At 54.1% G+C, this 24206-nt stretch carries 27 protein-coding genes, 1 tRNA gene and 1 pseudogene; 19 read left to right on the top strand and 10 right to left on the bottom strand.

Features of this window, described 5'->3' with window-relative positions; translation table 11 throughout:
* Positions 1-97 precede the first annotated feature (97 nt).
* The 11 genes from ACYAC5_RS11680 (at position 98) to ACYAC5_RS11630 (ending at position 10129) form a co-directional block, all read left to right on the top strand.
* On the top strand, positions 98-235 hold the full coding sequence (locus ACYAC5_RS11680) for a hypothetical protein (RefSeq protein WP_192411639.1): 138 nt from the start codon (positions 98-100) through the stop codon (positions 233-235).
* Positions 232-1347, top strand: coding sequence for a phospholipase D-like domain-containing protein (locus ACYAC5_RS11675; protein WP_462061790.1), 1116 nt, complete (start codon positions 232-234; stop codon positions 1345-1347). The genes ACYAC5_RS11680 and ACYAC5_RS11675 overlap by 4 nt, the downstream gene beginning before the upstream one ends.
* Positions 1344-2093 carry a phospholipase D-like domain-containing protein gene (locus ACYAC5_RS11670; RefSeq protein ID WP_462061789.1) on the top strand — a complete coding sequence of 250 codons (750 nt, stop codon included), beginning with the start codon at positions 1344-1346 and terminating at the stop codon, positions 2091-2093. The genes ACYAC5_RS11675 and ACYAC5_RS11670 overlap by 4 nt, the downstream gene beginning before the upstream one ends.
* A gap of 86 nt (positions 2094-2179) precedes the next feature.
* A complete protein-coding gene (locus ACYAC5_RS11665; protein ID WP_277973719.1) occupies positions 2180-3376 on the top strand; it encodes an SEL1-like repeat protein in 1197 nt (398 codons plus the stop codon).
* A gap of 76 nt (positions 3377-3452) precedes the next feature.
* On the top strand, positions 3453-3716 hold the full coding sequence (locus ACYAC5_RS11660) for a PAAR domain-containing protein (RefSeq protein ID WP_277973718.1): 264 nt from the start codon (positions 3453-3455) through the stop codon (positions 3714-3716).
* Positions 3717-3718: 2 nt separating this feature from the next.
* Complete coding sequence (locus tag ACYAC5_RS11655) at positions 3719-4954, top strand: hypothetical protein (protein WP_309834274.1); 1236 nt, start codon at positions 3719-3721, stop codon at positions 4952-4954.
* A gap of 22 nt (positions 4955-4976) precedes the next feature.
* Positions 4977-6740 (top strand): type VI secretion system baseplate subunit TssF, encoded by a 1764-nt coding sequence (tssF, locus tag ACYAC5_RS11650; RefSeq protein WP_462061788.1) that lies wholly within the window; start codon positions 4977-4979, stop codon positions 6738-6740.
* Complete coding sequence (gene tssG / locus ACYAC5_RS11645; RefSeq protein ID WP_192411647.1) at positions 6695-7792, top strand: type VI secretion system baseplate subunit TssG; 1098 nt, start codon at positions 6695-6697, stop codon at positions 7790-7792. Before tssF ends, tssG begins: the two co-directional genes overlap by 46 nt.
* Entirely contained in the window at positions 7767-8300 is a 534-nt protein-coding gene (gene tssJ / locus ACYAC5_RS11640) for a type VI secretion system lipoprotein TssJ (RefSeq protein WP_462061787.1), read from the top strand. The genes tssG and tssJ overlap by 26 nt, the downstream gene beginning before the upstream one ends.
* Before the next feature lie 2 nt (positions 8301-8302).
* Positions 8303-8743, top strand: coding sequence for a type VI secretion system baseplate subunit TssE (tssE, locus tag ACYAC5_RS11635; protein WP_192411649.1), 441 nt, complete (start codon positions 8303-8305; stop codon positions 8741-8743).
* A 36-nt stretch (positions 8744-8779) separates the two neighbouring features.
* Positions 8780-10129: a VasL domain-containing protein gene (locus ACYAC5_RS11630; protein ID WP_462061785.1), complete on the top strand. Its 1350-nt coding sequence runs from the start codon at positions 8780-8782 to the stop codon at positions 10127-10129.
* Positions 10130-10247: 118 nt separating this feature from the next.
* Here the strand turns inward: ACYAC5_RS11630 and ACYAC5_RS11625 are convergent.
* Positions 10248-10335: transfer RNA gene (locus tag ACYAC5_RS11625), tRNA-Ser, on the bottom strand.
* A gap of 245 nt (positions 10336-10580) precedes the next feature.
* Between ACYAC5_RS11625 and phoA the strand changes: the two genes are divergently transcribed.
* A complete protein-coding gene (gene phoA, locus ACYAC5_RS11620; RefSeq protein ID WP_462061784.1) occupies positions 10581-11987 on the top strand; it encodes an alkaline phosphatase in 1407 nt (468 codons plus the stop codon).
* A 38-nt stretch (positions 11988-12025) separates the two neighbouring features.
* Here the strand turns inward: phoA and gap are convergent, their stop codons facing one another.
* The gene (gene gap / locus ACYAC5_RS11615; RefSeq protein ID WP_210080819.1) at positions 12026-13036 is read right to left on the bottom strand and encodes a type I glyceraldehyde-3-phosphate dehydrogenase; all 1011 of its coding nucleotides are present in this window, start codon (positions 13034-13036) and stop codon (positions 12026-12028) included.
* 78 nt (positions 13037-13114) lie between these two features.
* Positions 13115-14095, bottom strand: coding sequence for a GlxA family transcriptional regulator (locus tag ACYAC5_RS11610; RefSeq protein WP_354466288.1), 981 nt, complete (start codon positions 14093-14095; stop codon positions 13115-13117).
* Positions 14096-14339: 244 nt separating this feature from the next.
* On the opposite strand from ACYAC5_RS11610, the pseudogene ACYAC5_RS11605 reads away from it, so the two are divergent.
* Together ACYAC5_RS11605 and ACYAC5_RS11600 are read left to right on the top strand one after the other, a co-directional pair.
* A pseudogene (locus ACYAC5_RS11605) lies at positions 14340-14456 on the top strand (Bcr/CflA family drug resistance efflux transporter); the annotation flags it as partial.
* Between the two features lie 222 nt (positions 14457-14678).
* Complete coding sequence (locus tag ACYAC5_RS11600) at positions 14679-14957, top strand: hypothetical protein (RefSeq protein ID WP_101764090.1); 279 nt, start codon at positions 14679-14681, stop codon at positions 14955-14957.
* A 44-nt stretch (positions 14958-15001) separates the two neighbouring features.
* Here the strand turns inward: ACYAC5_RS11600 and ACYAC5_RS11595 are convergent, their stop codons facing one another.
* A complete protein-coding gene (locus tag ACYAC5_RS11595) occupies positions 15002-15211 on the bottom strand; it encodes a CsbD family protein (protein WP_007892931.1) in 210 nt (69 codons plus the stop codon).
* Between the two features lie 332 nt (positions 15212-15543).
* Between ACYAC5_RS11595 and ACYAC5_RS11590 the strand changes: the two genes are divergently transcribed.
* Together ACYAC5_RS11590 and ACYAC5_RS11585 are read left to right on the top strand one after the other, a co-directional pair.
* Positions 15544-16137 carry a TetR/AcrR family transcriptional regulator gene (locus tag ACYAC5_RS11590; RefSeq protein ID WP_277973711.1) on the top strand — a complete coding sequence of 198 codons (594 nt, stop codon included), beginning with the start codon at positions 15544-15546 and terminating at the stop codon, positions 16135-16137.
* Between the two features lie 61 nt (positions 16138-16198).
* Positions 16199-16402 (top strand): hypothetical protein, encoded by a 204-nt coding sequence (locus tag ACYAC5_RS11585; RefSeq protein ID WP_101764092.1) that lies wholly within the window; start codon positions 16199-16201, stop codon positions 16400-16402.
* Between the two features lie 74 nt (positions 16403-16476).
* On the opposite strand, the gene ACYAC5_RS11580 is transcribed toward ACYAC5_RS11585, so the two are convergent.
* The 4 genes from ACYAC5_RS11580 to ACYAC5_RS11565 are packed head-to-tail and all read right to left on the bottom strand — an operon-like array spanning position 16477 to position 20453.
* Positions 16477-17790: an MFS transporter gene (locus tag ACYAC5_RS11580; protein WP_137385988.1), complete on the bottom strand. Its 1314-nt coding sequence runs from the start codon at positions 17788-17790 to the stop codon at positions 16477-16479.
* On the bottom strand, positions 17783-18418 hold the full coding sequence (locus tag ACYAC5_RS11575; RefSeq protein ID WP_462061783.1) for a hypothetical protein: 636 nt from the start codon (positions 18416-18418) through the stop codon (positions 17783-17785). Before ACYAC5_RS11575 ends, ACYAC5_RS11580 begins: the two co-directional genes overlap by 8 nt.
* A gap of 2 nt (positions 18419-18420) precedes the next feature.
* A complete protein-coding gene (locus ACYAC5_RS11570; RefSeq protein ID WP_462061782.1) occupies positions 18421-19764 on the bottom strand; it encodes an amidase in 1344 nt (447 codons plus the stop codon).
* An 8-nt stretch (positions 19765-19772) separates the two neighbouring features.
* Positions 19773-20453, bottom strand: a complete 681-nt coding sequence (locus ACYAC5_RS11565; protein WP_462061781.1) for a DUF2848 domain-containing protein — start codon at positions 20451-20453, stop codon at positions 19773-19775.
* Positions 20454-20568: 115 nt separating this feature from the next.
* Here ACYAC5_RS11565 and ACYAC5_RS11560 point away from each other — a divergent pair, with 115 nt between their 5' ends.
* Positions 20569-21243, top strand: a complete 675-nt coding sequence (locus ACYAC5_RS11560; protein WP_110866359.1) for a GntR family transcriptional regulator — start codon at positions 20569-20571, stop codon at positions 21241-21243.
* On the opposite strand, the gene ACYAC5_RS11555 is transcribed toward ACYAC5_RS11560, so the two are convergent.
* Complete coding sequence (locus tag ACYAC5_RS11555; RefSeq protein ID WP_462061780.1) at positions 21240-21626, bottom strand: cupin domain-containing protein; 387 nt, start codon at positions 21624-21626, stop codon at positions 21240-21242. The genes ACYAC5_RS11560 and ACYAC5_RS11555 overlap by 4 nt on opposite strands.
* 171 nt (positions 21627-21797) lie before the next feature.
* Complete coding sequence (locus tag ACYAC5_RS11550) at positions 21798-21923, bottom strand: hypothetical protein (RefSeq protein ID WP_255527663.1); 126 nt, start codon at positions 21921-21923, stop codon at positions 21798-21800.
* Between ACYAC5_RS11550 and ACYAC5_RS11545 the strand changes: the two genes are divergently transcribed.
* Entirely contained in the window at positions 21904-23079 is a 1176-nt protein-coding gene (locus tag ACYAC5_RS11545) for an MFS transporter (RefSeq protein ID WP_370581417.1), read from the top strand. The two genes, ACYAC5_RS11550 and ACYAC5_RS11545, sit on opposite strands and share 20 nt — an antisense overlap.
* Before the next feature lie 16 nt (positions 23080-23095).
* Entirely contained in the window at positions 23096-24169 is a 1074-nt protein-coding gene (locus ACYAC5_RS11540; protein WP_462061779.1) for a sugar phosphate isomerase/epimerase family protein, read from the top strand.
* Positions 24170-24206 lie beyond the last annotated feature (37 nt).

Genomic DNA, 24206 nt, shown 5'->3' with positions numbered 1-24206 from the left:
TTCTTTTAAAAGTTCTGATGTTACCTAACTTTGACGTCCGAAGTCTGGCGGCATGCCATAAACGTTACATTTTAATTCTTCAGTAATAAAGAGGGTCATGCTGGCAAATCGCGGCATTCATCATCATCACTCGCAACCTGCAGAAGAAATTAATGCTCCGGATTCGCACACCGGTCACCGTTCGCTCTATGCCGCATTACTTGATGGTATTAATGACAGGGAAAAAGACGCATGAGTCAGTCATATATCGTTTCACCTATTGCAACTGATATGACCCAGCAATGTGTGATTACACCGCCGTGGTTTGTACAGGGCAGCGAATATCACCCTTTGCCAGCAACATATTATCCATTGATTAATGGTGAGGAAGCATTTGGTGCGGTGCATCATGCCATCGAAAATGCGCGTAAATCAGTGGATATTATTTGCTGGGGGTTCCAGCCTTCGATGTATTTTGTGCGTGATGGCAAAGCACCCTGTATTGGGCAATTGTTGATTGATATTGCTGAAAAGCGTGGCGTTGAAGTAAGAATACTGGCCTGGGAAATGCCGTTTAATACTGCCGGATTTGGTGATGAAGCAAACTTACCTGGAAAGTTTTTGCCGATTGTAAGAAACCGCGCAGGTCAGACTTCTACCGATACACAATTTGATTATGACTGCTGGTGGTTTAAAACCTCTGCGCGCTTTAATACCATGAAGGAGATGGTCCGGGGAAAAGAAACCACGCTTGAGAAACTTTATCCTTTTCCTCATTTTGTTAGCCGTGGTTTTAATGCGAGGGATCGTGCTGAAATTGCATACCAGGCAAAATTTCAGGCTCTTGATAAAAATCTGAGTAACTCAACGATTGCTACTATGGCAGGAACTGTCACTCATCATCAAAAAACCGTATTAGTGGATTATGAACTGCCGGAGAGAGCGGTTGGTTTTGTGATGGGACATAACATGCTGGATGAATACTGGGATACTGATGCACACTCAGCCAGAAACCGGGGTGCACATGCACCCGAACCGAATAAAGGTGCGACCGGTGCACTGCCACGCCAGGATATTTCAAGCCGGGTAACCGGGCCAGTCCTGGAACATTTACACCATAATTTCGCGACTGCCTGGCAGAAAGAAACCGGGCAGAATCTTCTGTGGCAGCGTAATGCCAGTGAGGCGGCTAAAAACATGCGGCCGCAAAATCACTTGGCACGCCGATTATGGCGCAATTGCTGCGCACCCAGGCGCAGGCAGGTAAGCGCGATATTGAGAAACTCTATTTACAGGCAACAAATAACGCCACACAGTTTATCTATATTGAAAACCAGTATTTCCGCTGGCCACCACTGGCAGAATTGATCAAGAAAGTCGCTGCGGATCAGACCCGTGAGGGACGCGATCCAGGAAAACACGGATCACTTTACCTCTTTGTTACGACAAATGTGACTGATGGCGGTATTGGAGCAGGTACAGTAAACACGCAACGTATGCTGGAGAGTTTAGGCCGGGCAGATACCATTCCAGGTATTACCAAATTAAGACGTAAAGAGGCGCTGTGGAATGAAATGCCAAGTCCGCCATCGATTGATGCCTCACTTGATGAAAAAATAAAATATATTAAGGAAAGGAAGGATAAAGAGGCGGAAGTCAAAGCGAAAATGCAGGAAATAGACAATAGTGCCGTTGTCCCCGTAGAGCATCCGGGATTAAAAATCCACGTCTGTTCGCTGGTGGCACCTGATTCAGAGGGAAATAACTGGATGCCAGTATATATTCATTCAAAACTGATGATTATCAATGATGTTTTTACCACCCATGGTTCAGCCAATATCAACACACGAAGTATGCAGGTCGATAGTGAAATGAATATTGCGCATTGTAATGCGCCAGTAACCAAGAAGATGAGGAAGCGATTATGGAATCTGCATACGAATAATTTGGGTGGGCAGGATGATGTTAAGGTAGCCTTTAAGCAATGGGAGGATTTAATGGCGCAAAATTCTGATCGAATTAAATCAAGTCAGCATGGCGAAGGCTTGATGAATCCATTATGCTCAATTATTGAATTTCAATACAATGAAAATACATTAAGCGATCTAGATTGATGATGAGACTAATTCTTTGTGTTGTTTTTTTTCTTACGGCATGTGATGAAATAAATATTAACTCAGCTTTCAATGAGACTAAGAAAATGAATGCATTAAGTTCAGTTAAGATGAAATTAGAATTCACATGTAAGCATCAGATGATTTCTGATTCAAAAAATGAATCAGAAAAATTGTTTGCATATGCTCGTTGGTTACAGAAAAATAATCAACTTAATCAGAATGTTTCAATTGAGGCTGAAGTATCTCGCCTTTATCGTATAGCATCTGAAAACGGAAATTTAAAAGCAAATATAAATCTTCAAAATGGTGCATTACAAGGCCGATTTATTATTAATGACGAAGAACGACTGCGTTTGAGCCAGCAGTTGATAGACGCAGGTGTAGGAGTTGGGTATTACTTTATTGCAATCTATCTTCAACATGGCATAGCTGGGTTGCAGCGGGATCAAGAGATGGCATTACGTTACATGCGTAAAGCTGCAGATGAAGGTAGCCCTCAGGCTCAAGCATATGTCGGAGAGAAATTAGCACCAAGTAATGTGGCACCTGATATTAGTATTCAATTTCGCCGTTGCGCAGCTGAGCAAGGTGAAGGTAAGACTGCTCGTAATTTAGGTATTTATTACCAGAATCGTGCAGATTTTAATTCTGCACTGAAATTTTTTCAACTTGGAGTTAAAGCAGGAAACTCGAGTGCAGCTAGCTTTCTATCAAGTGGTTTTGATGGGCCAGAGTTAAATAATGAACTTTACTATATGGGGCAGGAGATGGATAAGGAGCGAGTAAGGCGCTACGAAATAATATGGGATGTTCTTGAGAGATACTCCTATACCAATCCTACAGTCCCAGAAATAGATGAAATTGTGCCACTTCCACCCGCACCGTTACCCGCCTGGGATGGAAAGTTGAAATGGCTGGAAGAAAGAGAAGCCAATATTCCACCTGAAAAGCCCAGTGAAGCACTCATTAACCAAATGGCGCGGGATAAACAGCTCGATCCTGCTACCGGCAAACCATTACCAGAGTCACCACATTTTGTTCGTGATGATTCCATCAAGCTATCATGCCGTAATGGTGAGGTGTGTCCCGTGAGTGGATATTGGGAAATGGAATGGTGGGATTACAACAGCCTAAATACTCAGAGGATAGTGCGCTTTAATCAGGGAGATATTCTGCCAGCTGACAGAGTACGGCGCGTTGTCACTCGTCCCTGGCCATTTGAGGACAAAATTGTGATTGAAGAAAAAATGATGGCATGGCGTTTAATTGCTGAGATTTAAATATTATGGTTTGTTTTATTTAAATGTATTGCCGCAAAAAAATGTTGGCGTTTTCTCAGTTTAAAGGAGTGATTTAATGAAAGGAATTATCCGTTTAGGCGATAGCCATAATGGTGGCGGCACGGTGTTGGAAGGTTCAACCACAATGAAATTTTCTGGTATCGGCGCAGCACGTAAGGGGGATGCGGTTATTTGTCCTATTATTGGTCACGGTAAGAATTTTATTGCTGAGGGCCATGCTACGTTTAAAGATAATGGTGTGCCAGTGGCATTTCAGGGGCATCGGTGTGCGTGTGGTTGTGAATTAATCTCCAGCCTGACACAAGCTGTGGCAGAGTAATTATGGCAATCAACCTCAGGCAGGTACCTACTGCGCTCAAACAACCTGAATTACCAAGATGGTGGATCTGGCTATTATTACTCGCTCTGTTTTTGGTATCAGGCACCGCATATCAAATGTCAGTAAACCTGGAAAATAAAGCCATCGATGCTGAAGCCTTTTGGGAAAAAGCATTAGTGATTCCAGCCGCTATTTGGTTGACTCTGTTAGTCTTGCGAATGGTTTATTATTCCTGTGATATTGCAACAGTGGATAAACTGAATGCTAAAAGAGAAAAGGCTATTCAGCAACAAGTGCAATTGGGTCAGCGCTACCTCAACATCTTAGACGTCAGCCTTCATACTGCATTGCGTTTTCCTGATGATCAGGATGGTAAAAAACAATGGCAGGCGATCCAACAAAAACAGCAGGCACTGAAAACCCAGCCTTCATGGCAAAGCGAACGTGGTATTAGACATAGCCGGTTAAATGCCACGGCTGATCAATCGCCGGAGCAAATACTTAACCAAACAATGAGCGCAACAATTAATCAATTGAGTAAGACGTTAGCATCGTTTCCATCTGATTTACCGCTGCATCTACTACTGGAAAATCACATCGGCATGCCGGATATCAATTTTCAAAAAATGTGGCAGCAACATTTTAACGATGCTCACATCCAGCAAGCGATTGAATGGCTGCATGGTTCTGGACTTCAAGCTATCGATGAGTGGCTTGATCATCGCAGCAATAAATCCTCATTGCTTTTAGTATTAGCCGTCAATTTTTCCCCTATACAGCTGGAAGGATCGGCTGAATCGCTAGTTTATTTACTGCTGGCAAATCCGGGTTTGCCAGATTCGCCCAAACCGCTAGCGCAATTGCATCGACCTGAACAGGCTTACAGTGTGACTGAGGAGGATCTGAACTATGCGGTGCAACATGCTGCGCTGTGGGGAGATGCCACGACTGAACAAATCAAAAGCGGATGGTTGGTTGGCATACATTCTTCATGGCAGCAGAGGGTGGCAATGGCTCTTAAAGCGCTATCGTTACCGCTCAATATTGGACAGGATCTGCACGACATTAACAGCACGTTGGGTTATCCGGGGCCTGCTGCATGCTGGCTTACTATCGCTTGTGCCAGTTCCTCCTTAAATGAAGGCCCACAGATTATGCTGAGTGGAACGGGATTAGAAACCGAGCAATTGTGGGCCACGCTGATCGTGCCAGCTAAAGACCAAAACTCTAATACTTAACGCAACAACTCATGGCTCAATAATGAAAGATCTCACCCTGCGCTATTACGATACCGAAATGCGCTACCTGCGTGATGCCGCGAAAGAATTTGCCGCCACGCATCCCGATCGCGCTGCGATGCTTAACCTTGATCGCGCTGGCGCGCCGGACCCGTTTGTTGAACGTCTGCTGGAGGGCTTTGCCTTTTCCGTCGGTCGCCTGCGTCAGAAAATTGATGACGACCTGCCGGAACTGACTGAAGGGCTGGTCAGCATGCTGTGGCCGCACTACTTGCGCACCATTCCGTCGCTGTCGGTGGTGGCGCTGACACCAGACCTGCCAAAAATGAAAATGGCGGAGGTGGCGCCAGCCGGACTGGAGGTCTATTCGCGTCCGGTTGGCCCGAAAAATACCGTATGCCGCTACCGCACCACGCAGGCGCTGACGCTGAATCCGCTGGAAGTCGCTGGCGTGACAATGGCAACCGAGCCGGACGGGCGGTCGCTGCTGCGTATCCGCATCAACAGCAGCGGTCAGGCTGACTGGAATCAGACCGACCTGAGCCGCCTACGCTTCTGGCTGGGTGAAGACGTACCGGTCAGTAACGCGCTGCACCAGATGCTGACGCGTCGCCAGGCGGCGTTGTATATCCGCCTTGCGGGTCAGGAAGAGCGTGCGCGGCTCGACGGCTGGTTCAGCCCCGGCGGATTTGGCGACGATGACCGGCTGTGGCCTAAGGGCGACAGCGCCTTCAGTGGCTATCAGCTGCTGCTCGAATACTTCACCTTCCCGGAGAAATTCCGCTTTGTTCATCTCAACGGGCTGGAGAAAATCACGCTGCCGCCGGGCCTTGCATATTTCGATATTGAGGTGGTGTTTAGCGCGCAGTGGCAGAGCGATCTGCCGGTGACGGATGAGTCTCTGCGGCTGCACTGTGTGCCGGTGATCAACCTGTTCACGCTGGAGGCCGATCCGCTGACGGTGAGCGGACTGGAGAGCGAATCCCTGCTTCGTCCGAAGCGACTGCAGGACGGCCATACCGAAATCTACGCGGTGGATGCGGTTAACGGTTCGGGCATTGGCGGCAGCGCAGATTACGTGCCGTTCTCGAGTTTCCGCCACAAGGGCGGCATGATGCGTCGACAGGCACCTGAGCGCTACTTCCATACCCGCGTGCGTAAAGGCGTGAGCGGGCTACACGATACCTGGCTCATTCTCGGCGGCCAGCAATGGGAAGCGGGGCAGGAGCTGGCCAAAGATACGCTGTCGCTGCGCATCACCGGCACTAACGGTCAGCTACCGCGCCGGGCGCTGCAGAGCACGCTGCTGGATCGCTGCGAACAGGTATTACAGACGCCGGTAACGGTGCGCAACCTGTGTCGTCCAACGCTGCCCGCTTATCCACCGGCAGAAGATCGCTTTCACTGGCGCGTGCTGAGCCATCTCGGCTCTGGCTTCATCAATATGATGAGCAGTGCAGAAGTGCTACGCGGCACGCTTGCGCTCTACAACTGGCAGGATGACGAGCTGTGTAACCGCAAGCTCGACGCCATTCTTGACGTGCAGCATCACCGTCTGCAGCGCTTTGAAAACGGTTATCTGCTGCGTGGTCTCGAAGTGGAAATCACGTTGGACAGCAATGGCTTCACCGGTGACGGTGACATCAACCTGTTCGGCGAGATACTCAACCGCTTTCTGTCTCTTTACGCCGACATGAATCAGTTCATTCAGCTCTCCCTCATCATCCGGCCAGAAGGAAAATGCATCCGGTGGAAAGAGAATCACAGCCAGCGCCTGCCCGGCTAATTGCGCAGCTGGGTGACCGGCTGCCGTACATGAACTTTTACCGCTTCTGCCAGCTGCTTGAGCAAAGCGATCCCGACGCGCCAGTGTCCGGCAGCGGCTGGCAGGTGCGCCATGAGCCGGTGCGCTTCCGTCCGCATCCGGGCATGGGCTTCCCGGCGGGCGAAATCCGCGGCTATGAAAATCCTGCCCGTCCCGGTTTGCCGCCGACTGTGCGCGTCAACTTTATGGGGCTGTACGGCACCGAATCGCCGCTGCCAACGCGCTATATCGATGACATCGCTCAGCGCCGCGATGGCCATGAGGCGATGCAGGATTTTCTCGATATCTTTAATCATCGCCTGACCACCCAGTTCTATCGTATCTGGCGCAAGTATTCCTATCCGGCAACCTTCGCAGAAGGCGGTCGCGATAATACCTCGCAGTATTTGCTGGGACTGGCCGGACTCGGCATTAAAGGCTGTGCAGAAAACGTCGCCACGCCGGTATCGCGTTTCCTGGCGCTTCTGCCAGTGATGTTGCTGCCGGGGCGCACCGGTGAGGGTGTGAGTTCGCTGGTCACCCTGCTGGCGCCGGATACGCGAGCGGAGATAAAGCCTTGGGAGCCGCGCCGCATTGAGCAGCGAAACGTCCTGGCGATGAGTGTACGTAAGCCGGTGAGCATGAAGAATCGCCCGGTGATGGGCACGCACGCCACCGACGTCAACGGCCAGGTGCTGATTCGGCTGTTCACGCGCAATCGCGACGAAGTCAGCGGCTGGCTGCCGGGTGGACAACTGCACGGTGATTTTATGGCGATGCTGCACGTTTACCTCGGAGCAAAGCTCGATGCGCGACTGGAGCTATGCGTGGAGCGCAGCCTGCTACCCGATGCACAGCTAAGCTGCCGTGAAGCTGATGCAGTGCTGCTGGGACGCACTGCCGTGCTGCCCCAGTTGAGCGCATCACATTCTAAAAGAGATGACGTTATTACTATTCAGCTCGGCCGCTATGAGCGCGTCCGGGTCAACACATCAAGGATTGAGACCGATGAAGAAGGCGATTACCGCTGGTAAAACCCTGCTCCCTATAATATTCGCGCTGGCCGTCAGCGGATGCGGACTGACGCAGAAAGTGTCGGACGGCACTGTTTCGATGACCAGAGCCATTTTCTACAAACAGATTAAAACGCTGCACCTCGACTTTGTCGCGCGCGAAGGTGTTAACCGCAATGCTCAGGGCGCAGCGCTGACAACCGTGGTGCGCGTCTGGCAGTTGAAGGATCGTAAAGCGTTCGACAACTCGGACTATCCATCGCTGCTGGCCGCCGACAGCCAGGCGCTGAAGACCGATTTAGTGGCGGAGAAATCGGTGAGCGTGCGTCCCGGCGAGTCAGTGAGTATTGATGTGCCGATGGAAGAGAATGCAAAGTTTGTCGCAGTAGCGGGCATGTTTTTGTCACCGGACCAGCAGAATGAGAAATGGCGGCTGGTGCTAACGCGTGACGACCTCGATCCCGACAAGGCGCGCATTATTGAACTGGGCGACGGTACGTTGACGTTGCTGGCCGTGAAGAAGGAGTAATCATGACACCTTCACTTTACGACATTCTGTACGGCAATTTTGAAGGTGATCTGGAGCTGGAACGTGTTGGCGAAGAGAACCAAGTGATTTTGTCGGTGCTGGATAACATGCAGCGCATTCTCAACAGCCGCGCCGGTTCGCTGGCGCACCTGCCGGATTACGGCCTGCCGGATATGACGCGCATCCTGCAGGGCATGCCCGGCACCGCGCACCAGTTGATGCACACACTTTCCGGCGTGCTACTGAAATATGAGCCGCGTCTGAAGCGGGTTGACATTGTGATGTTGGAGCAAACGCAGCCCGGCGAATTGCGCTACGCGATTGATGCCGAGTTAAAGGAAGTAGGACTGGTGCGCTTCGGCACCGAATTTATGCCGGAAGGGCGCGTGATGATCCGTCACATGAAACAGCAGCAATATCTGGATGCCAGGGCATCTGTTTAATTTTTTTGCCTGATTAAGGCTTTTCGGAACACAGCAATGACTTCATCTCAACCTCGCTACGTTAAAACCGGCGGCGATCCACGTGCGTTTGCCGAATATGCCGCGCTGCGCCAGGAAATGCAGAAACTCACGCATCCGGCGCGTCCGGATGTCGATTGGCCGCACGTCTCCATGCTCTGTTTAACGCTGTTCGAAAAAAACGGTGTCGAGCTGCAAAGTGCGGTCTGGTACACGCTATCGCGCGCGAACACGGCAGGAACGGCAGGTATAACGGAAGGCCTGGCGGTGCTAGTAGCATTGATTACCCGCGATTGGCCGACGTTATGGCCGCAACCGGCACATTCACGTATCGAACTGCTGGCGGGACTGAGTCGTCGGTTGCAGCAATTCCTGCGTACTCAAACGATAACCGATGCAGACTTGACGGCGCTGAGCCAGGCGGCGCGCTTGCTCAGCGAAGCCGGCGATCATCTGCAACGTCTTGAACTGCGTCAGCTTAGTCAGATTGATCCGCTGCTGGACCGCATTCGCAGTGCGGTGGTGATGCTGGAACACTGCGATGTTTCAACATCTGATGCTGTGGCTAAGCTGCCTGAAGTCGTTCCGATTGAGAAGCCCGCAATGGCGTTAGCTAGTGCAGAAGTCAGTGGCTGGGTGTACGTTCCGTCTCCGGGTGTGCCTGCACAGGATGTGAGGCGGCTGCGCCGTCGGGCATTTGTGAGTGGCGTTGGCGCGACGCTGCTGAGCGTGTCACTCATCGTCGCCACTGGCTATTTCGTTGAGCAAAATACTGAGCAGGAATCTCCGTTGCAGCAGGCATTACAGGCTTCAGTATCACCAGTTGCTGCGCCTCTCACACCGGAAATGATGGCTGAGCTCCAGGCGAATCCCCCCGAATGGCTGAACGACGGAGCATGGCTGGAGCAAATGCAGCAGCAACTGAACTGGCTGCAGGGCGCATCGCCGGACTGGAATCTGCAGCATGGTAATGCGTTAGTGATGCAGGCCAGCCAGTTGTTGCCTGATTCGGATGCGGTTAAAACGATGAGCGCACGCTGGAACAAGCAGCTTAAAGCGGCAGCAATACCAGCAGATAAAATGCAGGGATGGCAACAGGGCATGGAGCAGCTCAACATGTTGTCGCAGCGCCTGAACGGACTTGACGAGCAGCGCGGCAAATACCTGACGGTGAGCGAACTGAAAACAGCGGTCTACAATATGACGCAGGCGTTCAACGGAACGGTGCCACTGGAAGAGGAACTGCGCGTGTTGCTGCAATCGGACGATGACGCTACACAGAATCAGCTATCACAAGCGGAAATGCACCTGAAGCAGCTTATCGCCAGTTACCAAACGACAGCTACATCGTCAAAAAAGCAGGACTAACAAAATCCGCAGCCAACCGGTATTCGCAGCTATCAAACTCTGCGGGGGTTTGAATCCCCCTTGCAGAAAACAGGCAAAAAAAAAGCCTGAACTTTCGTTCAGGCTCTTCTTTAGAATGTGGCGGTGAGAGGGGGATTCGAACCCCCGATACGTTGCCGTATACACACTTTCCAGGCGTGCTCCTTCAGCCACTCGGACACCTCACCACATTTTTTTTGTCAACCGCGCTGGGTCAACGGGGCGCTACTATAGGGAGATCGCTGAAAAGGGTCAAGCGCTATTTTCTCCTTTTGTTCTATTCGCTTAAGCTCTGAGCGTATTGCCGTTGGCCTGCTCATCATGGCGATTCTGTCATCAAATCATTCCCTCTCTGTCACAAAAATGTCACCGCACTGTCGCAGACTTGTCCGCGGAAACATTTGGTTATATCTATGGAAAAGGATGCTTATAAATGAAACAGATACCTCTCTTAACGGTTACTCTGCTGGCTTCTCTGGTCGCGACATCGGCAGTGGCAGACGATGCACACTATTCCCGCGCTGCTACCGGCGATGTCACCGAGCACGGCGGCGCGCGTCGTCTCACCGGCGACCAGACCGAAGCGCTAAGAGCGTCATTAAGTAATAGCACCGCAAAAAACGTGATTCTGCTGATTGGTGACGGCATGGGAGATTCGGAAATCACCGCCGCGCGTAATCAGGCGCGGGGCGCAGGCGGTTTCTTCCCCGGCCTTGATGCGCTGCCGCTCACCGGTCAATACACGCACTATTCACTGGATAAGAAAACCCACAAGCCGAATTACGTGACGGATTCCGCCGCGTCGGCCACGGCGTGGGCCACCGGCACCAAATCCTATAACGGTGCGATTGGCGTCGACGTGAACGGCAAAGATCAGGTAACGATTCTTGAGCTGGCGAAAGCCGCCGGTAAAGCCACCGGCAACGTTTCCACTGCTGAACTGCAGGATGCCACGCCAGCAGCGTTGATCGCGCACGTCACTTCGCGCAAATGCTACGGCCCGGAGAAAACCAGCGAATTGTGCCCGACTAACGCGCTGGAGCAGGGCGGTAAAGGATCGATTACCGAGCAGATGCTAAAAACCCGTGCGGACGTCACGCTGGGCGGCGGCGCGAAATCCTTTAGCGAAACCGCCAAAGCTGGCGAGTATCAGGGTAAAACCCTGCGCGAACAGGCACAGGCGCTGGGTTATCAGTGGGTTGATAATCTCGATGGCATGAACGCCATTCAGCAGGCCGACCAGAGTAAACCGGTGCTTGGCCTGTTTGCCGACGGCAATATGCCGGTGCGCTGGCAGGGACCGAAAGCCAGCTATCACGGCAACATTGATAAGCCGGTGGTGACCTGTGAAGTGAATAAAGAGCGTCCGGCTTCGGTACCGACGCTGGCGCAGATGACCAAAAAAGCCATCGATCTGCTAAGCACTAATGAGAAAGGCTTCTTCCTGCAGGTGGAAGGCGCGTCAATTGATAAGCAGGATCATGCGGCCAATCCATGCGGTCAGATTGGTGAAACCGTTGATCTGGATGAAGCGGTGCAGCAGGCGCTAGCCTTTGCGCGCGAACATGGCGACACGCTGGTGGTGGTGACCGCCGACCACGCGCACAGCAGCCAGATCGTGGAGAATGGCACCAAAGCGCCGGGTCTGACGCAAGCGGTGAATACCAAAGATGGCGCGGTGATGACCATCAGCTACGGCAATTCAGAAGAGGATTCGCAGGAACACACCGGCACGCAGGTGCGCATTGCGGCGTACGGCCCGCATGCGGCTAACGTGGTGGGCTTGACCGATCAGACCGATCTGTTCTTTACCCTGAAGGATGCGATGGGGTTGAAGTAGCCAGGATAACGGTCGCCATTAACGGCGACCGTTATACCTTATAACCCGCGTTTTGCCATCAACCGCGCTAAATCCACCAGACGATTGGAGAAGCCCCATTCGTTATCGTACCAGGCGAGAATCTTCACCAGATTGCCGCCAATCACCAGCGTAGAGAGACCATCAATAATCGATGAACGGGCATCGCCCTGATAATCGCTTGATACCAGCGGCTCGTCGCTGTATCCAAGAATCCCCTTCAGCGGACCTTCTGCCGCCGCGGCTTTAAACGCGTCATTCACCTCTTCTGCGGTCACGTCGCGTTTCAGCGTTACGGTCAAATCCACAATCGACACCACCGGCACCGGCACGCGCAGGGAATAGCCGGTCAATCGACCCTCCAGCTCCGGAATCACCCGACCGAGCGCCTTCGCCGCCCCGCTTGAGTAAGGCACAATCGACAACGCCGCCGCCCGTGCACCGCGCAGATCTTTCTCCGGCTGATCGTGCAGCACCTGGCTGTTGGTATAAGCATGCGTGGTGTTCATTAAACCGTGCTCGATACCAAACGCCTGGTGCAGCACTGCCGCCGCTGGCGCTAAGCCGTTGGTGGTGCAGCTGCCGTTACTCACCACAAAGTGCTGCTGCGGATCGTAACGTTGATCGTTCACGCCCAGCACAATTGTCAGGTCATCGTTTTTGCCCGGCGCGGAGATAATCACGCGCTTAGCACCGCCGCTGGTGATGTGCACTGCGGCTTTGTCGCGTTCGGTGAAGAAGCCGGTGGCTTCAATCACGATATCCACGCCGACATCGCGCCAGCGAATATTCGCCGGATCGCGCTCGCTGAACACGCGCACCGCTTTGCCATCAATGCGCAATTCGCCTTCACCGGCTTCCACTTCCGCCGGTAGCCTGCCGAGCAGGGAGTCGTGTTTCAACAGATGCGCGAGGGTTTTACTGTCGGTGAGGTCGTTAATGGCGACGATTTCAATATCATCGCTGCCCAGCGCTGCACGAAAAACGTTACGTCCGATACGGCCAAAGCCGTTAATGCCGATCTTAGTCATGATTGACTCCTTTTCCGAAGATGCTGGAGTCACTCTAAGCCGATGGTGTGATGGCGTAAACGCCAAAAAAGGATCACTTTACGCCAATTTCCGACAGTGGAAGCGCTGGCGATATTCGCCCGGCGTGAGATGCAGCTGACGCTCAAAGCTGCGGCGTAAATTGATGCTGCTGCCAAAACCGGTCTGTTGCGCGATGCGATCCAGCGTGTCGTTGCTTTGTTCCAGTTGTTCACGCGCGGCGGCGAGACGCGCTTCGGCCACATAGCGCGCGGGCGGCGCGCCGGTTTCACGGGTGAACACGCGGGTAAAGTTGCGCGGGCTCATGGCGACGCGCTCCGCCAGTTTCTCGACTGAGAGATCTTCGGCGAGGTTGGCGCGGATCCAGCGCTGCAGTTCACCAATCGGGCCAATGCCGCTCGGCGTTTGCAGATGAAAACGGCTGAACTGCATCTGTCCGCCGGGACGGCGCAGATACATCACCATGTCCTGCGCAATATCACGCGCCACGCTAAAGCCGAAATCCTCTTCCACCAGCGCTAATGTCAGGTCAAAGCCCGAGCTGACGCCGCCGGAGGTCCAGATCGGTCCGTCCTGAATAAACAGCGGACCGCCTTCCACCTGAATCGCTGGATAGCGCGATTGCAAGGTATCGAGCAAGCGCCAGTGCGTGGTGGCGCGGCGACCTGCCAGCAAGCCGGATTCCGCCAGCAGCATCGCGCCGCCACATACCGACACCACGCGACGCGCCTGCGGAGCCGCCAGCTTGATGAAATCGACCACCATATTGCCTTCTTCCACGCTGTCGCCGCGCCCGGTGATCATGATGGTGTCCCACGCAGTGCGCGGATCGAGATCGGCCAGTTTGAGGTCGGCTAATAGATTGAGGCCGGATTGGCCATGGATCACCTGATGCGATTGGGTGGTGGCGAGGCTGACGCGATAGCGCTGCTGATCGACGCCAACCGGCAGATGCTGATTGGCGCGCATCAGGATATCGGCGATACCCGCCGCTTCAAACAGCATGCCGCCGTCGGGCACAATAATCAGAAAGGTTTTCATGGCGTGAAATAGATATTTTGACAGGATGAGCCAGAGTGTCTCATGGCATCTGGATTATTTCCAGGCATAGCAGATCACGATATGCGGCAACTTTGATTAATGATTTTCCTCCCTGGCGCAACGTCATTTCACGCCATTATCTTCACAATCACATCCGCTAACATGGATGAATTCGATCTCGCTGGAATTCAACATGGATCACGCCTCAATGCGTACGTAATCCTTTACCGTCAAGTCGAGTGGTTTGCCGTTTATCCTCATTCTGAGTGGGTTAATGGTGATCACTTCGTTTTCCACGGATATCTATCTGCCCGCCATGCCGATCATGGCGCGCGAGCTGCACGGCGATGCGGAACTTACAGAGTGATTGTTGAACGTTATCCTGCTGCTCTGCAGGAGCGGGTTAGCGGCTAAGCCAGACTAACGTTTGCGGCGTGACGTTCAGCTGCCGCAAGCGTTGTATGTCGAAGCATTTTCGATTGCATCGACATTTTTTTGTATTTGACGTTTTTTTCTCAGTGGGTATGCTCAGCCACGTCAGGATCCCCCGGCCAGGGTTGGTTGAGACGATTACAGAGAGCCCATGAAAAACAGTAATGACAAACAGTTATGCGACATCGCGATTGGTGATGCGGTGATGGAATTATTTAACCAGGATGCGCCGGTTTCGCGTACCACGCTGCTCGCGCAATTAGAGAAGATGATACATGCGGGTGTGACGGCGGAAGAGGTACGGATCGCCAGACTGGCTTTAGAGCTGGTGACGAACAGCAGCACAGCAGACAAGGTCGAGCAATCGGAAGAGAACGTGATGAGCTTTAGGGCGAAAAACGTTTCGGCGGATGACTCAACGCAGCACTGATCGCTGTATGCCGGACAAAGGTTGTCCGGCATAACGGCGCGGCGTTACCAGCGGTACTTATTCGAATCTTCCCACTCTTTAACTTCTTTCTCCGCACGGTCTTTTTCATAACCGTAGCGTTCCTGGATTTTGCCGACCAGCTGATCGCGTTTTCCTTCAACCACGGTCATGTCATCATCGGTCAGGTCGCCCCATTTTTCCTTCACTTTCCCTTTGAACTGCTTCCAGTTGCCGCTAATACGATCTTCGTTCATGTTGATCTCCCTATTTCGTGGTGACTGTGTGCTGCCGTTCGCTGGCCTGATGCCAGCGGGTGAATTAATCCTGGCACAGGATTTGCGCTTTGCTTGCCTGAGCTGTGAGCTGACTCATAAATTTGCGATTGTGTGAGCCAGCGTGGAGAAAAAAAGCCGTTAATAGCAAAAAGTAATTCTCTAACTCTTTGCTATATAAGGAATTATGTTTGCCCGGCTATACAGGCAAGGGTGGGTTGCGATATAGTAACCGTCGATAAGACATTTCCGTCAACTTTTGGAAACCCGCATTCCCTGATGCCATCCGTATGAGTAAAACGCAACCCACCGACATGAAAAGCAGAGAACGTGGCCGCCCAAGAGAGTTCGATATCGAACAGGCTCTGGACAAAGCCATGATTGTTTTTCGTCAGAAGGGGTTTCATGCGGCTTCACTTAACGATCTGGGCGAAGCGATGGGGTTGACAGCGGGCAGCATCTACAAGGCTTTTAAAGATAAGCGCAGTTTGTTTCTGCTGGTGTTTGAACGCTATCTTTCGGTGCGCAATGCCGATCTGCGCCAGCGTCTGGCACAGTTCACCAGCGGCCGTGAGAAGCTAGGCGAGCTGCTGCAGTTTTACCTTGATTCCGCGCGGGCGGTGGAAGGTCGCACCGGCTGTTTAGTGGTGGGCAGCGCGGTGGAGCTGCAGGTGCTGGATGACGATCTTTCGCAACTGGTGAGTGAAGCGGTCATTCGTAATAAAAACTTCCTCGCCTCGCTGCTCAAACTGGGCCAGGAAGATGGCTCAGTGACGCCCAATCTGGATGTGGACACCGCTGCGGGATTAATCCTCTGCATCGCCTTTGGCATGCGCGTTGTGGGCAAGATCACCGATGTAAAAGATGAACCAGAAACCATCAAGTTAGTTATGAAGCTGCTGGACTAAAATTTGTCTAATTAGGAGTCGGATACTTCCTAAATAAGCGAAGCGTAAAGACGGAGGGCAAGTGAAAGACGAAGATTCAGATATTACGGAAGAGATTCGCGCATTGGTGGGCAGGGTAGTGACACGTATCCTGCGTCCTGATGAAGCGCTTACCGTTCAGGAACTCATAGGTGCGTTGTATCGCCTAAGTTTGCGCTCCACCGACAGCAAAACCAAAGTCGCCTGCGAGAAAGCCATTCGTATCCTGGCGAAAAAACTGCACTAATAGGGTCGCGCGTGCCGCGCCTTGTTGTTCTCCTCTGCAGAAGTCTGGCAATCCCTCGCCAAACACCTCTCTGATTAAAGCGGGCGATGCGCGGTCTCTTTCGCCTTCCACAGCGCAAACAGCGTGATCAGCAACGCCAGGCTGACATACAGCGATACCCACAGCGTGCTGCCCATCTCTTTATACAAGGTCGTGATGATCAGGGGCGCAAAGCCACCGCCAATGATTCCTGCCAGCGTGTAAGCCAGTGACGATCCGGCGTAGCGCACGTGGCTGGGGAACTGTTCGGTGACAAACGCCGCCTGCGGCCCGTACATCACCGCATGAATCAGCAAGCCGCCAATGACCGCCAGCACAATCAGCACCGGCTGCGAGCTATCCAGCAGCACAAAGAACACAAACGACCAAACGATTGCCAGCAGCGCACCGGCAATGTAGACCGGACGACGGCCGAGCTTGTCGGAGAGCGCACCAAACATCGGCACCGTAATCGCATTGCCAATTGCGCCGAGCATAGTGGCCATTAACGCCAGCGGACGCGGCAGTTGCAGCACGGTGGTGACGTAGGTGAGGGTAAACACCACCACCAACGCGTACAAAACGTCGGAGCCGATACGTGAACCGCCAGCGATCAGTAGCTCACGCGGATAGCGAACAAACACCTCTTTCAGCGGCGTATGCGTGGTTTTCTCCGCCTGCTGCATCGCGACAAAGGTTGGCGTCTCTTCTACGCCGCGACGCAGCCATAAGCCAAACATCACCAGCAGCAGACTCAGCAGGAATGGAATGCGCCATCCCCACTCCTGAAACTGCTCGCCGCTCAACGCTACCGTTACCAGCGTGATAAATCCGGTGCCAATCAAGGTACCGCACGAGGGACCTACCTGCGCAAACGAGGCGTTACGGCCACGTTTGTCGGCATCGCCATGCTCCATCGACAGCAACACTGCACCGGCCCATTCGCCGCCTAATGCAATACCCTGAATAAAGCGTAAGGCCACCAACAGCACCGGACTCCAGATGCCCCACACCGCATAGCCCGGCAGCAGGCCCATCAGTGCGGTGGTAACGCCCATAATCACCAGGGTGGTGATCAATACCGCTTTACGCCCGGCGACATCGCCGAGATGACCAAAGATAAAGCCGCCAACCGGACGGGAAATGTAGCCGACCGCATAGGTGGAAAACGCCAGAATGGTTCCGACCAGCGGATCAAAGCTGGGGAAAAACACGTGGTTAAACACCAGCGCCGCCATGATGTTGTAGACCGTGAAGTCATACCACTCCAGCGCGGTACCGATGGAGCTGGCCGCCGCGAGGCGACCGGTTTTGCTGTGGCTGGCGCGCGCGCCTGACGCGTGCGGCAACGTTGAATCGGTATTAGCCATGAGCCATCTCCTGTTGGGTTAACTGCCAGCTGAGGGAGTAGAGCTGTACGTCCGCGTTGAGTGCCTGCGCGGCATCGGCGGCGAGGGTTTTACACACCTGGGCGTCGCGGCAGGTCAGCAGCAGCATCGGATGCATTGGTCGCGTTGCGCTGGTTTCCCGTGGCAGCGGCGAGCTCAGCGTGGTGTCAGGCGTCAGCAAACGTGAGGCGATATAGCCGGGCGTTTGCTGTACGCTGCTTTGCCAGCTGCCCAGCGATGCAACATCTGTACCCGCTTTTAAGGTCAGCACCGCCAGATGGCTACCGGTGCCTTGTCCATGCTGATGCGATATGGCGCAGACGCGGCGCATCGGATTGACCATTTTGCTGAGGTTCTTCACCGACCATTCGGTCTGGCGCGTGAAGGCGGCGTGATAATCGGCGCTGGTAAAGGCTTCCAGCGATACGGTTTCATACAGGCCGAGGTATTTGCGTTCGGCATCCACCGCCTGATAACGCGTGCCGCTAAGAAAGCCGCTGATGGCCACGCGCTCTTCAACGTGTTCGTGGTCGTACCATTGGTTGAAATCCGCTTCATCTACAGCATCGATATTGGTGGCGACAAACAGCATGCCGTGGGGTTGAGTCATGATCAGCTACTCCGTTTCAGGGTGGTTTCAATCGCGGCAGCCCAGCTGAGTAATGCAGCATCGTTGCCATGGGTGGAAGAGAGCATCAGGCCAACCGGCGCAGCGCCGGGCTGATGGCAAGGCAGAGAAATTGAACAGCCATCCAGCATGTTGATCACGCTGGTGTTGCGCAGCATCAGCAGATTGACCTGCATATAACGCGCGGGATCCTCGAGCTCAGTCAGCGTGGGCGCGATCAACGGCACCGTCGGCATCAGGATGCCGTCGAAGGGCGCAACCGCCTGCTCGACGCGCTGTTTCCAGTCGGCGCGCAGTTGGTAAAGTTCGGCGGCATCCTCTTCGTTCAGTAAGCTGCCGCGATTAATGCGCGTCAGAACCTGCAGATCGTAGGCTTCTGGCTGGGATTGGGCGTAATGCTGATGCCATTGCCAGGCTTCCCACGCGGTAATGCCGCCGCGCGCGTTAATGGAGTCCAGTTCTGCCAGCTCTGGCAGCGGCAGCTCGGTGATTTTCACGCCCTGCGCGCGCAGCACATCGAGCGCATGCAGCCAGGCGGCGCTGACGTGTTCGTCAAGGTCAGCCAGCACGCGCGTCTGCGGGATGACGAAATGCGCTTCTGAAAGATTCCGCTCATCGATTGTGAGGGGCCGATCGGCGATCACGCTATCGAGCAACCAGCAGCTGCGCACGTCGTGAGCGATCACACCGATGCTGTCGAGCGATGCCGCCAGCGGCAGCGTTCCGCGTTGATCGATGCGGCTGGCGCTCGGTTTGAAGCCGGTTAAGCCGCACAGCGCCGCCGGAATGCGCACCGAACCGCCGGTATCGGTGCCAACCGCCGCCAGACACATGCCGTCGCTCACCGCGACTGCCGCACCGGAAGAGGAACCGCCCGGAATGCGCTGCTGCGCGCGCTGCCACGGATTGGCGGGTGTGCCGTAATGCGGATTGACGCCGAGGCCGGTGAAGGCGAACTCGCTCATATTGGTTTTGCCAACGATGACGGCACCGGCCTGCTGCAGCCGATCCACCATGCTGGCGTTCGCCGTGGCTGGGCTGGCGCTACTGAGCAAGCGGGAGCCGGCGGTGGTGACTTCTCCGGCGACATCAAACAGATCTTTAATGCTGATGGGCAGACCATCAATCGCGCTGCGTGGCTGTTGCTGCTGCCAGCGCGCGCCGGCTTGTGCGGCCTGCTGCTGCGCAGCAGCGGTATATACCTTGGTGTAGACGCGTTTGCCTTCTCCGCTTTCCGCTGCAATGGCACTCAGTGCATCCTGGGTCAGGGTTTCAGGGCTGATTTGCCCGGCGAGCAGCTGCTGGCTCGCTTGCCATAACGTTGTCATAGGGAACCTCAGGCGATAACCGGCAGCGAGCCAGTGATGTAGGTGTGTTCCAGCGTGCGGTTCAGCACCGGATCGTGCAGCGCCATACGGAATTCACTGGCAGGACGAATCCCGCCGATGGCGCTGAGCGTGCCGCACGACATGGCGAAACCTTCCTCAACCTGGCCCGCGGCAAAATAGCGGCTCAACAGATCGATCGGCGTCAGCAGCGAGGAGAGGGCGCCTTGCTGATAAGTCACCCAATCACCGTTGACGTTGATCCAGGCGCGCAGCTCCAGTTGATCCCAGTGCGCTTTGACGTCCGCCATGCGCCACGCGTGACCGGCCACCGGTTTGATGCACGCCTGTTTAGATAGCGCTACGCTGAACGTTTCCAGATGACGATCGGTATGATCAGAAATCAGCGAAACCCAATATTCGCCGCGATGGAAAAACACAAAGGGTTCAGCTTCACCGGACGTCTGATCGCCGACCACCTCCAGCTGAGTTTGCTGAGTTAATTGATTGGTTGCGACGCGATAAAACAGCGGCACTGCACCAGGAGCGGGCACGCCCAGCGCTTCCAGCTCCCTGATATGGTGCAGCACCGCTTTCTGATCGCGTCCTACCCAGCCCGCGATAACAAGTTGATTAATCTCAACATCCAGCACTGCCGCATCGGCGTAATCTGTTGTAAACCGTAATTGCATGGGATCGAACTCCAGGTGAGAAATGCGTGTGAAATTTCACTGTGATTTCAATCTAGCCATTTTCATGCCAGGTTTTTGTGTAATATGTCTCAGTTACCTAATAAGGATTTGCGTGATGAGTAATGTGATGGCTGAAAATGTGAGCTCGCCGACGACCCCGAAGAGCATTTCGCTTAACGAGCGCGCCTATCTGGCGTTCAAGCACCGGCTGATCACGCTGCGCTACAAACCGGGCGACTATCTCAATATCGCGCAGGTGATGGATGATCTTGAGATGGGCAGAACGCCGGTGAATCAGGCGGTGCATCGACTGGAGACGGAAGGGCTGTTGCAGATTATCCCGCGCAAGGGCGTGATGGTGTCGCCGCTGTCAATTGATGATGCGCTGGAGTTAATTGAGGTGCGTCTGGTGAATGAGGCGCTGTGCTTGCGGCTGGCTTCGCAGCGGGTCAATGCGGCGCAGATCATCTATCTGCGGGAGATGAATCAGCGCATTGCCAATGCCAGCGCCTCACGCGATCGCGAACAGATGATGCTGCTGGACCGCGAATTTCATCAGGTACTGGCGGACATCGCCGCCAACGGTCGGCTGGCCGATATTCTCAGCATTATCCACGCGCAGGCGCAGCGCTTCTGGGCCACCACGCTTTCCAGCGCTGCGCACATGAACGAAGTCATCGCCGAACACGAAGCGATCATTGCGGCGCTGGAGCAGGGAAATGCCGAGCTAGCGGAAGAGGCGGCGCGGGTGCATATCTATTCGTTTAAACAGGCGCTGCTGAATAATTAATATTCGGCTTCTTCACCCGGCAGCGGAATAGAGGGTTCCATGCCCTCAACCCCAGCGTAGAAAATAATCAGCTCGGCACGCTGATCCGTGGTGAAACCACGATGGGCAATGTCGATGGATTCATTAAAGGCTTCGCCAGCGTTAAACGTTTTAGTCTCGCCGCTGGCTTTGTCTTCGATAGTCAGCGATCCCGATAAAATATACGCGGTATTCGGCATAGGATGCGTATGCCACGGCAGCTCGGAATGTGCAGGAATGGTCATCTTCATCACCGTGATCTCGGGCTTACCGGCTGGATAGTGTTCAATATGCTGGCCATTCCAGGCTTGCCCGCTTTGCAGTAGCGTTTCTGCACTGTTTTCATGTGCGTTATCGGCGCTCATCTCATTCCCCTGAATCGTCATTAAAATCTCTACCGCACAGGATAGTGCAAATCAGCAAGGCTGCGCGTGCAATCACTGTCAGCCTAAGCCGTTCGGTGATGCTCGGGTCACTTGTAAAAGAATTGTGATCGGTCACCAGGAACTGTTTAAAGTAATCGATTACTTTGTTTCTCACTGTGGAATGTAATCGATTTCTTTTTGGCGCGAGGTCAGCATGGTTTCGACAACTACAGGTTCTGAGATCGCGGCGAGGCAGCAGCGTCTGCTGATTTCCCGCTTGTCATTGATGATGTTCATGCAGTTTTTCATTTGGGGAAGCTGGTCCGTAACGCTCGGGCTGGTGATGACGCAGCACAACATGTCATTGCTGATTGGTGATGCTTTCTCAGCAGGGCCGATCGCCTCAATACTGTCGCCGTTTGTGCTGGGCATGTTGGTTGACCGCTTCTTCCCTTCACAGAAAGTCATGGCGGTGATGAACCTGGCGGGCGCGGTGATTTTATGGTTTGTCCCGGGCGCGCTGGTGGCCGAAAACGGCGCGCTGCTGATTGGCTTGCTGTTTGGCTATACGCTGTGTTTTATGCCGACGCTGGCGCTCTCTAACAACATTGCCTTTCACAGCCTGGCCAGCAGTGACAAAAGTTTTCCGGTGGTGCGGGTGTTCGGCACCATTGGCTGGATTGTGGCGGGCATCTTTATTGGTGTTACCGGCATCGCCTCCAGTACCGCGATTTTCACCCTGGCCGCAATCTGCTCGGTGGCGTTGGCAATTTACAGTCTCACGCTGCCGCATACGCCTGCACCGGCGAAAGGCATGCCGCTAAAAGTGCGCGATCTGTTCTGCGCGGATGCCTTTGCGCTGCTGAAAATCCGTCACTTCTTCGTCTTTGCTCTCTGCGCCACCTTGATCTCCATCCCGCTCGGCACCTATTACGCCTACACCGCGTCCTGGCTGGCGGATGCGGGCGTGAGTAACGTCAGTACCGCGATGTCATTTGGTCAGATGTCGGAAATCGTCTTCATGCTGGTGATCCCGCTGCTGTTCCGCCGCCTTGGCGTCAAATACATGTTGCTGGTCGGCATGGTGGCGTGGTTTGTGCGCTACGCGCTGTTTGCCATGGGCATGAACGATGAAAGCCGCGCACTGATCTACATGGGCATTCTGCTGCACGGTGTCTGTTATGACTTCTTCTTTGTGGTGGGCTTTATTTACACCGACCGCATCGCCGGCGAGAAAGTGAAAGGGCAGGCGCAGAGCATGGTGGTGATGTTCACCTACGGTATTGGCATGCTGCTGGGTTCGCAGATCTCGGGCGCGCTGTATAACCGCCTGATTGCCGGACAGGGCACGGCGCAAAACTGGGCAACATTCTGGTGGATCCCCGCGATTGCCGCGGCGGCGATCGCCGTTCTTTTCCTCTTCACCTTTAAATACCGGGATGAAGCGGTTTGATTGACGGGAGGTGTAGGTGAAAACGTTAAAAGGACCGGGAATTTTTCTCGCGCAGTTTATTGGGCAACAGCCACCATTTAATTCGCTGGCAGGGTTGGCGCAATGGGCCTCTGCGCTCGGTTACAAGGCGCTGCAGATGCCTTGTAATCACCCGCTAATTTTTGATCTGCCGCGCGCCGCAACCAGTCAAACCTATTGCGATGAAGTGACGGGTTTGCTGGCCAACTACGGCTTGCAGATCAGTGAATTATCGACGCACCTGGAAGGCCAGCTGATTGCCGTCCATCCGGCGCACGATCGCGCCTTCGACGGTTTTGCACCCCCCGCTTTGCGTGGCGACAAAGAAAAGCGCACCGCGTGGGCGATTCAGACGGTGAAGCAGGCAGCTGCCGCGTCAGCCAACCTGGGATTGCAGGCCCACGCGACGTTCTCCGGTTCGCTGGCCTGGCCATATCTCTATCCGTGGCCGCCACACAATCCTCAGCTATTGAGTGAAGCTTTCTCGGAGCTGGCGCGGCGCTGGTTGCCGGTGCTGGACGAGTTTGAGCGCTACGGCATTGATGTCTGCTACGAGATCCATCCCGGTGAAGATCTGCACGATGGCGTGACGTTTGAACGCTTCCTGACGTTGGTGAACAATCACCCGCGCTGCAACATCTTGTTCGATCCCAGCCACTTGCACTTGCAGCATATCGATTATCTGCAGTTCATCGATATCTACCATCAGCGCATTAAGGCCTTTCACGTTAAAGATGCCGAATATCTGCCGAACGGACGTAGCGGCGTGTATGGCGGTTATCAGCGCTGGATAGATCGTGCTGGTCGCTTCCGCTCACCCGGTGACGGACAGATCGATTTTCCGGCCATTTTCAGCAAGCTGGCGCAGTACGATTATGCCGGGTGGGCGGTGCTGGAGTGGGAGTGTTGCCTGAAAGAGGCGGAAACTGGCGCGCGTGAGGGCGCCGACTTCATTCGTCGCCACATCATTCCGGTGGCCGATCGGGCATTCGATGACTTTGCCGCACAACCGCAGCAGGCGGCCAGCATCCGCGCCCAGTTGGGGTTAAATGCGGCAGATTCACATGATTAAGGCGGGCGCGAAATTATGCTAGCCTCCGTAGTATCTG

Source organism: Pantoea sp. y20 (assembly GCF_054903455.1).
The sequence above is the reverse complement of the archived record's forward strand: the minus strand, read 5'-3'. Positions and strand labels throughout refer to the sequence as shown.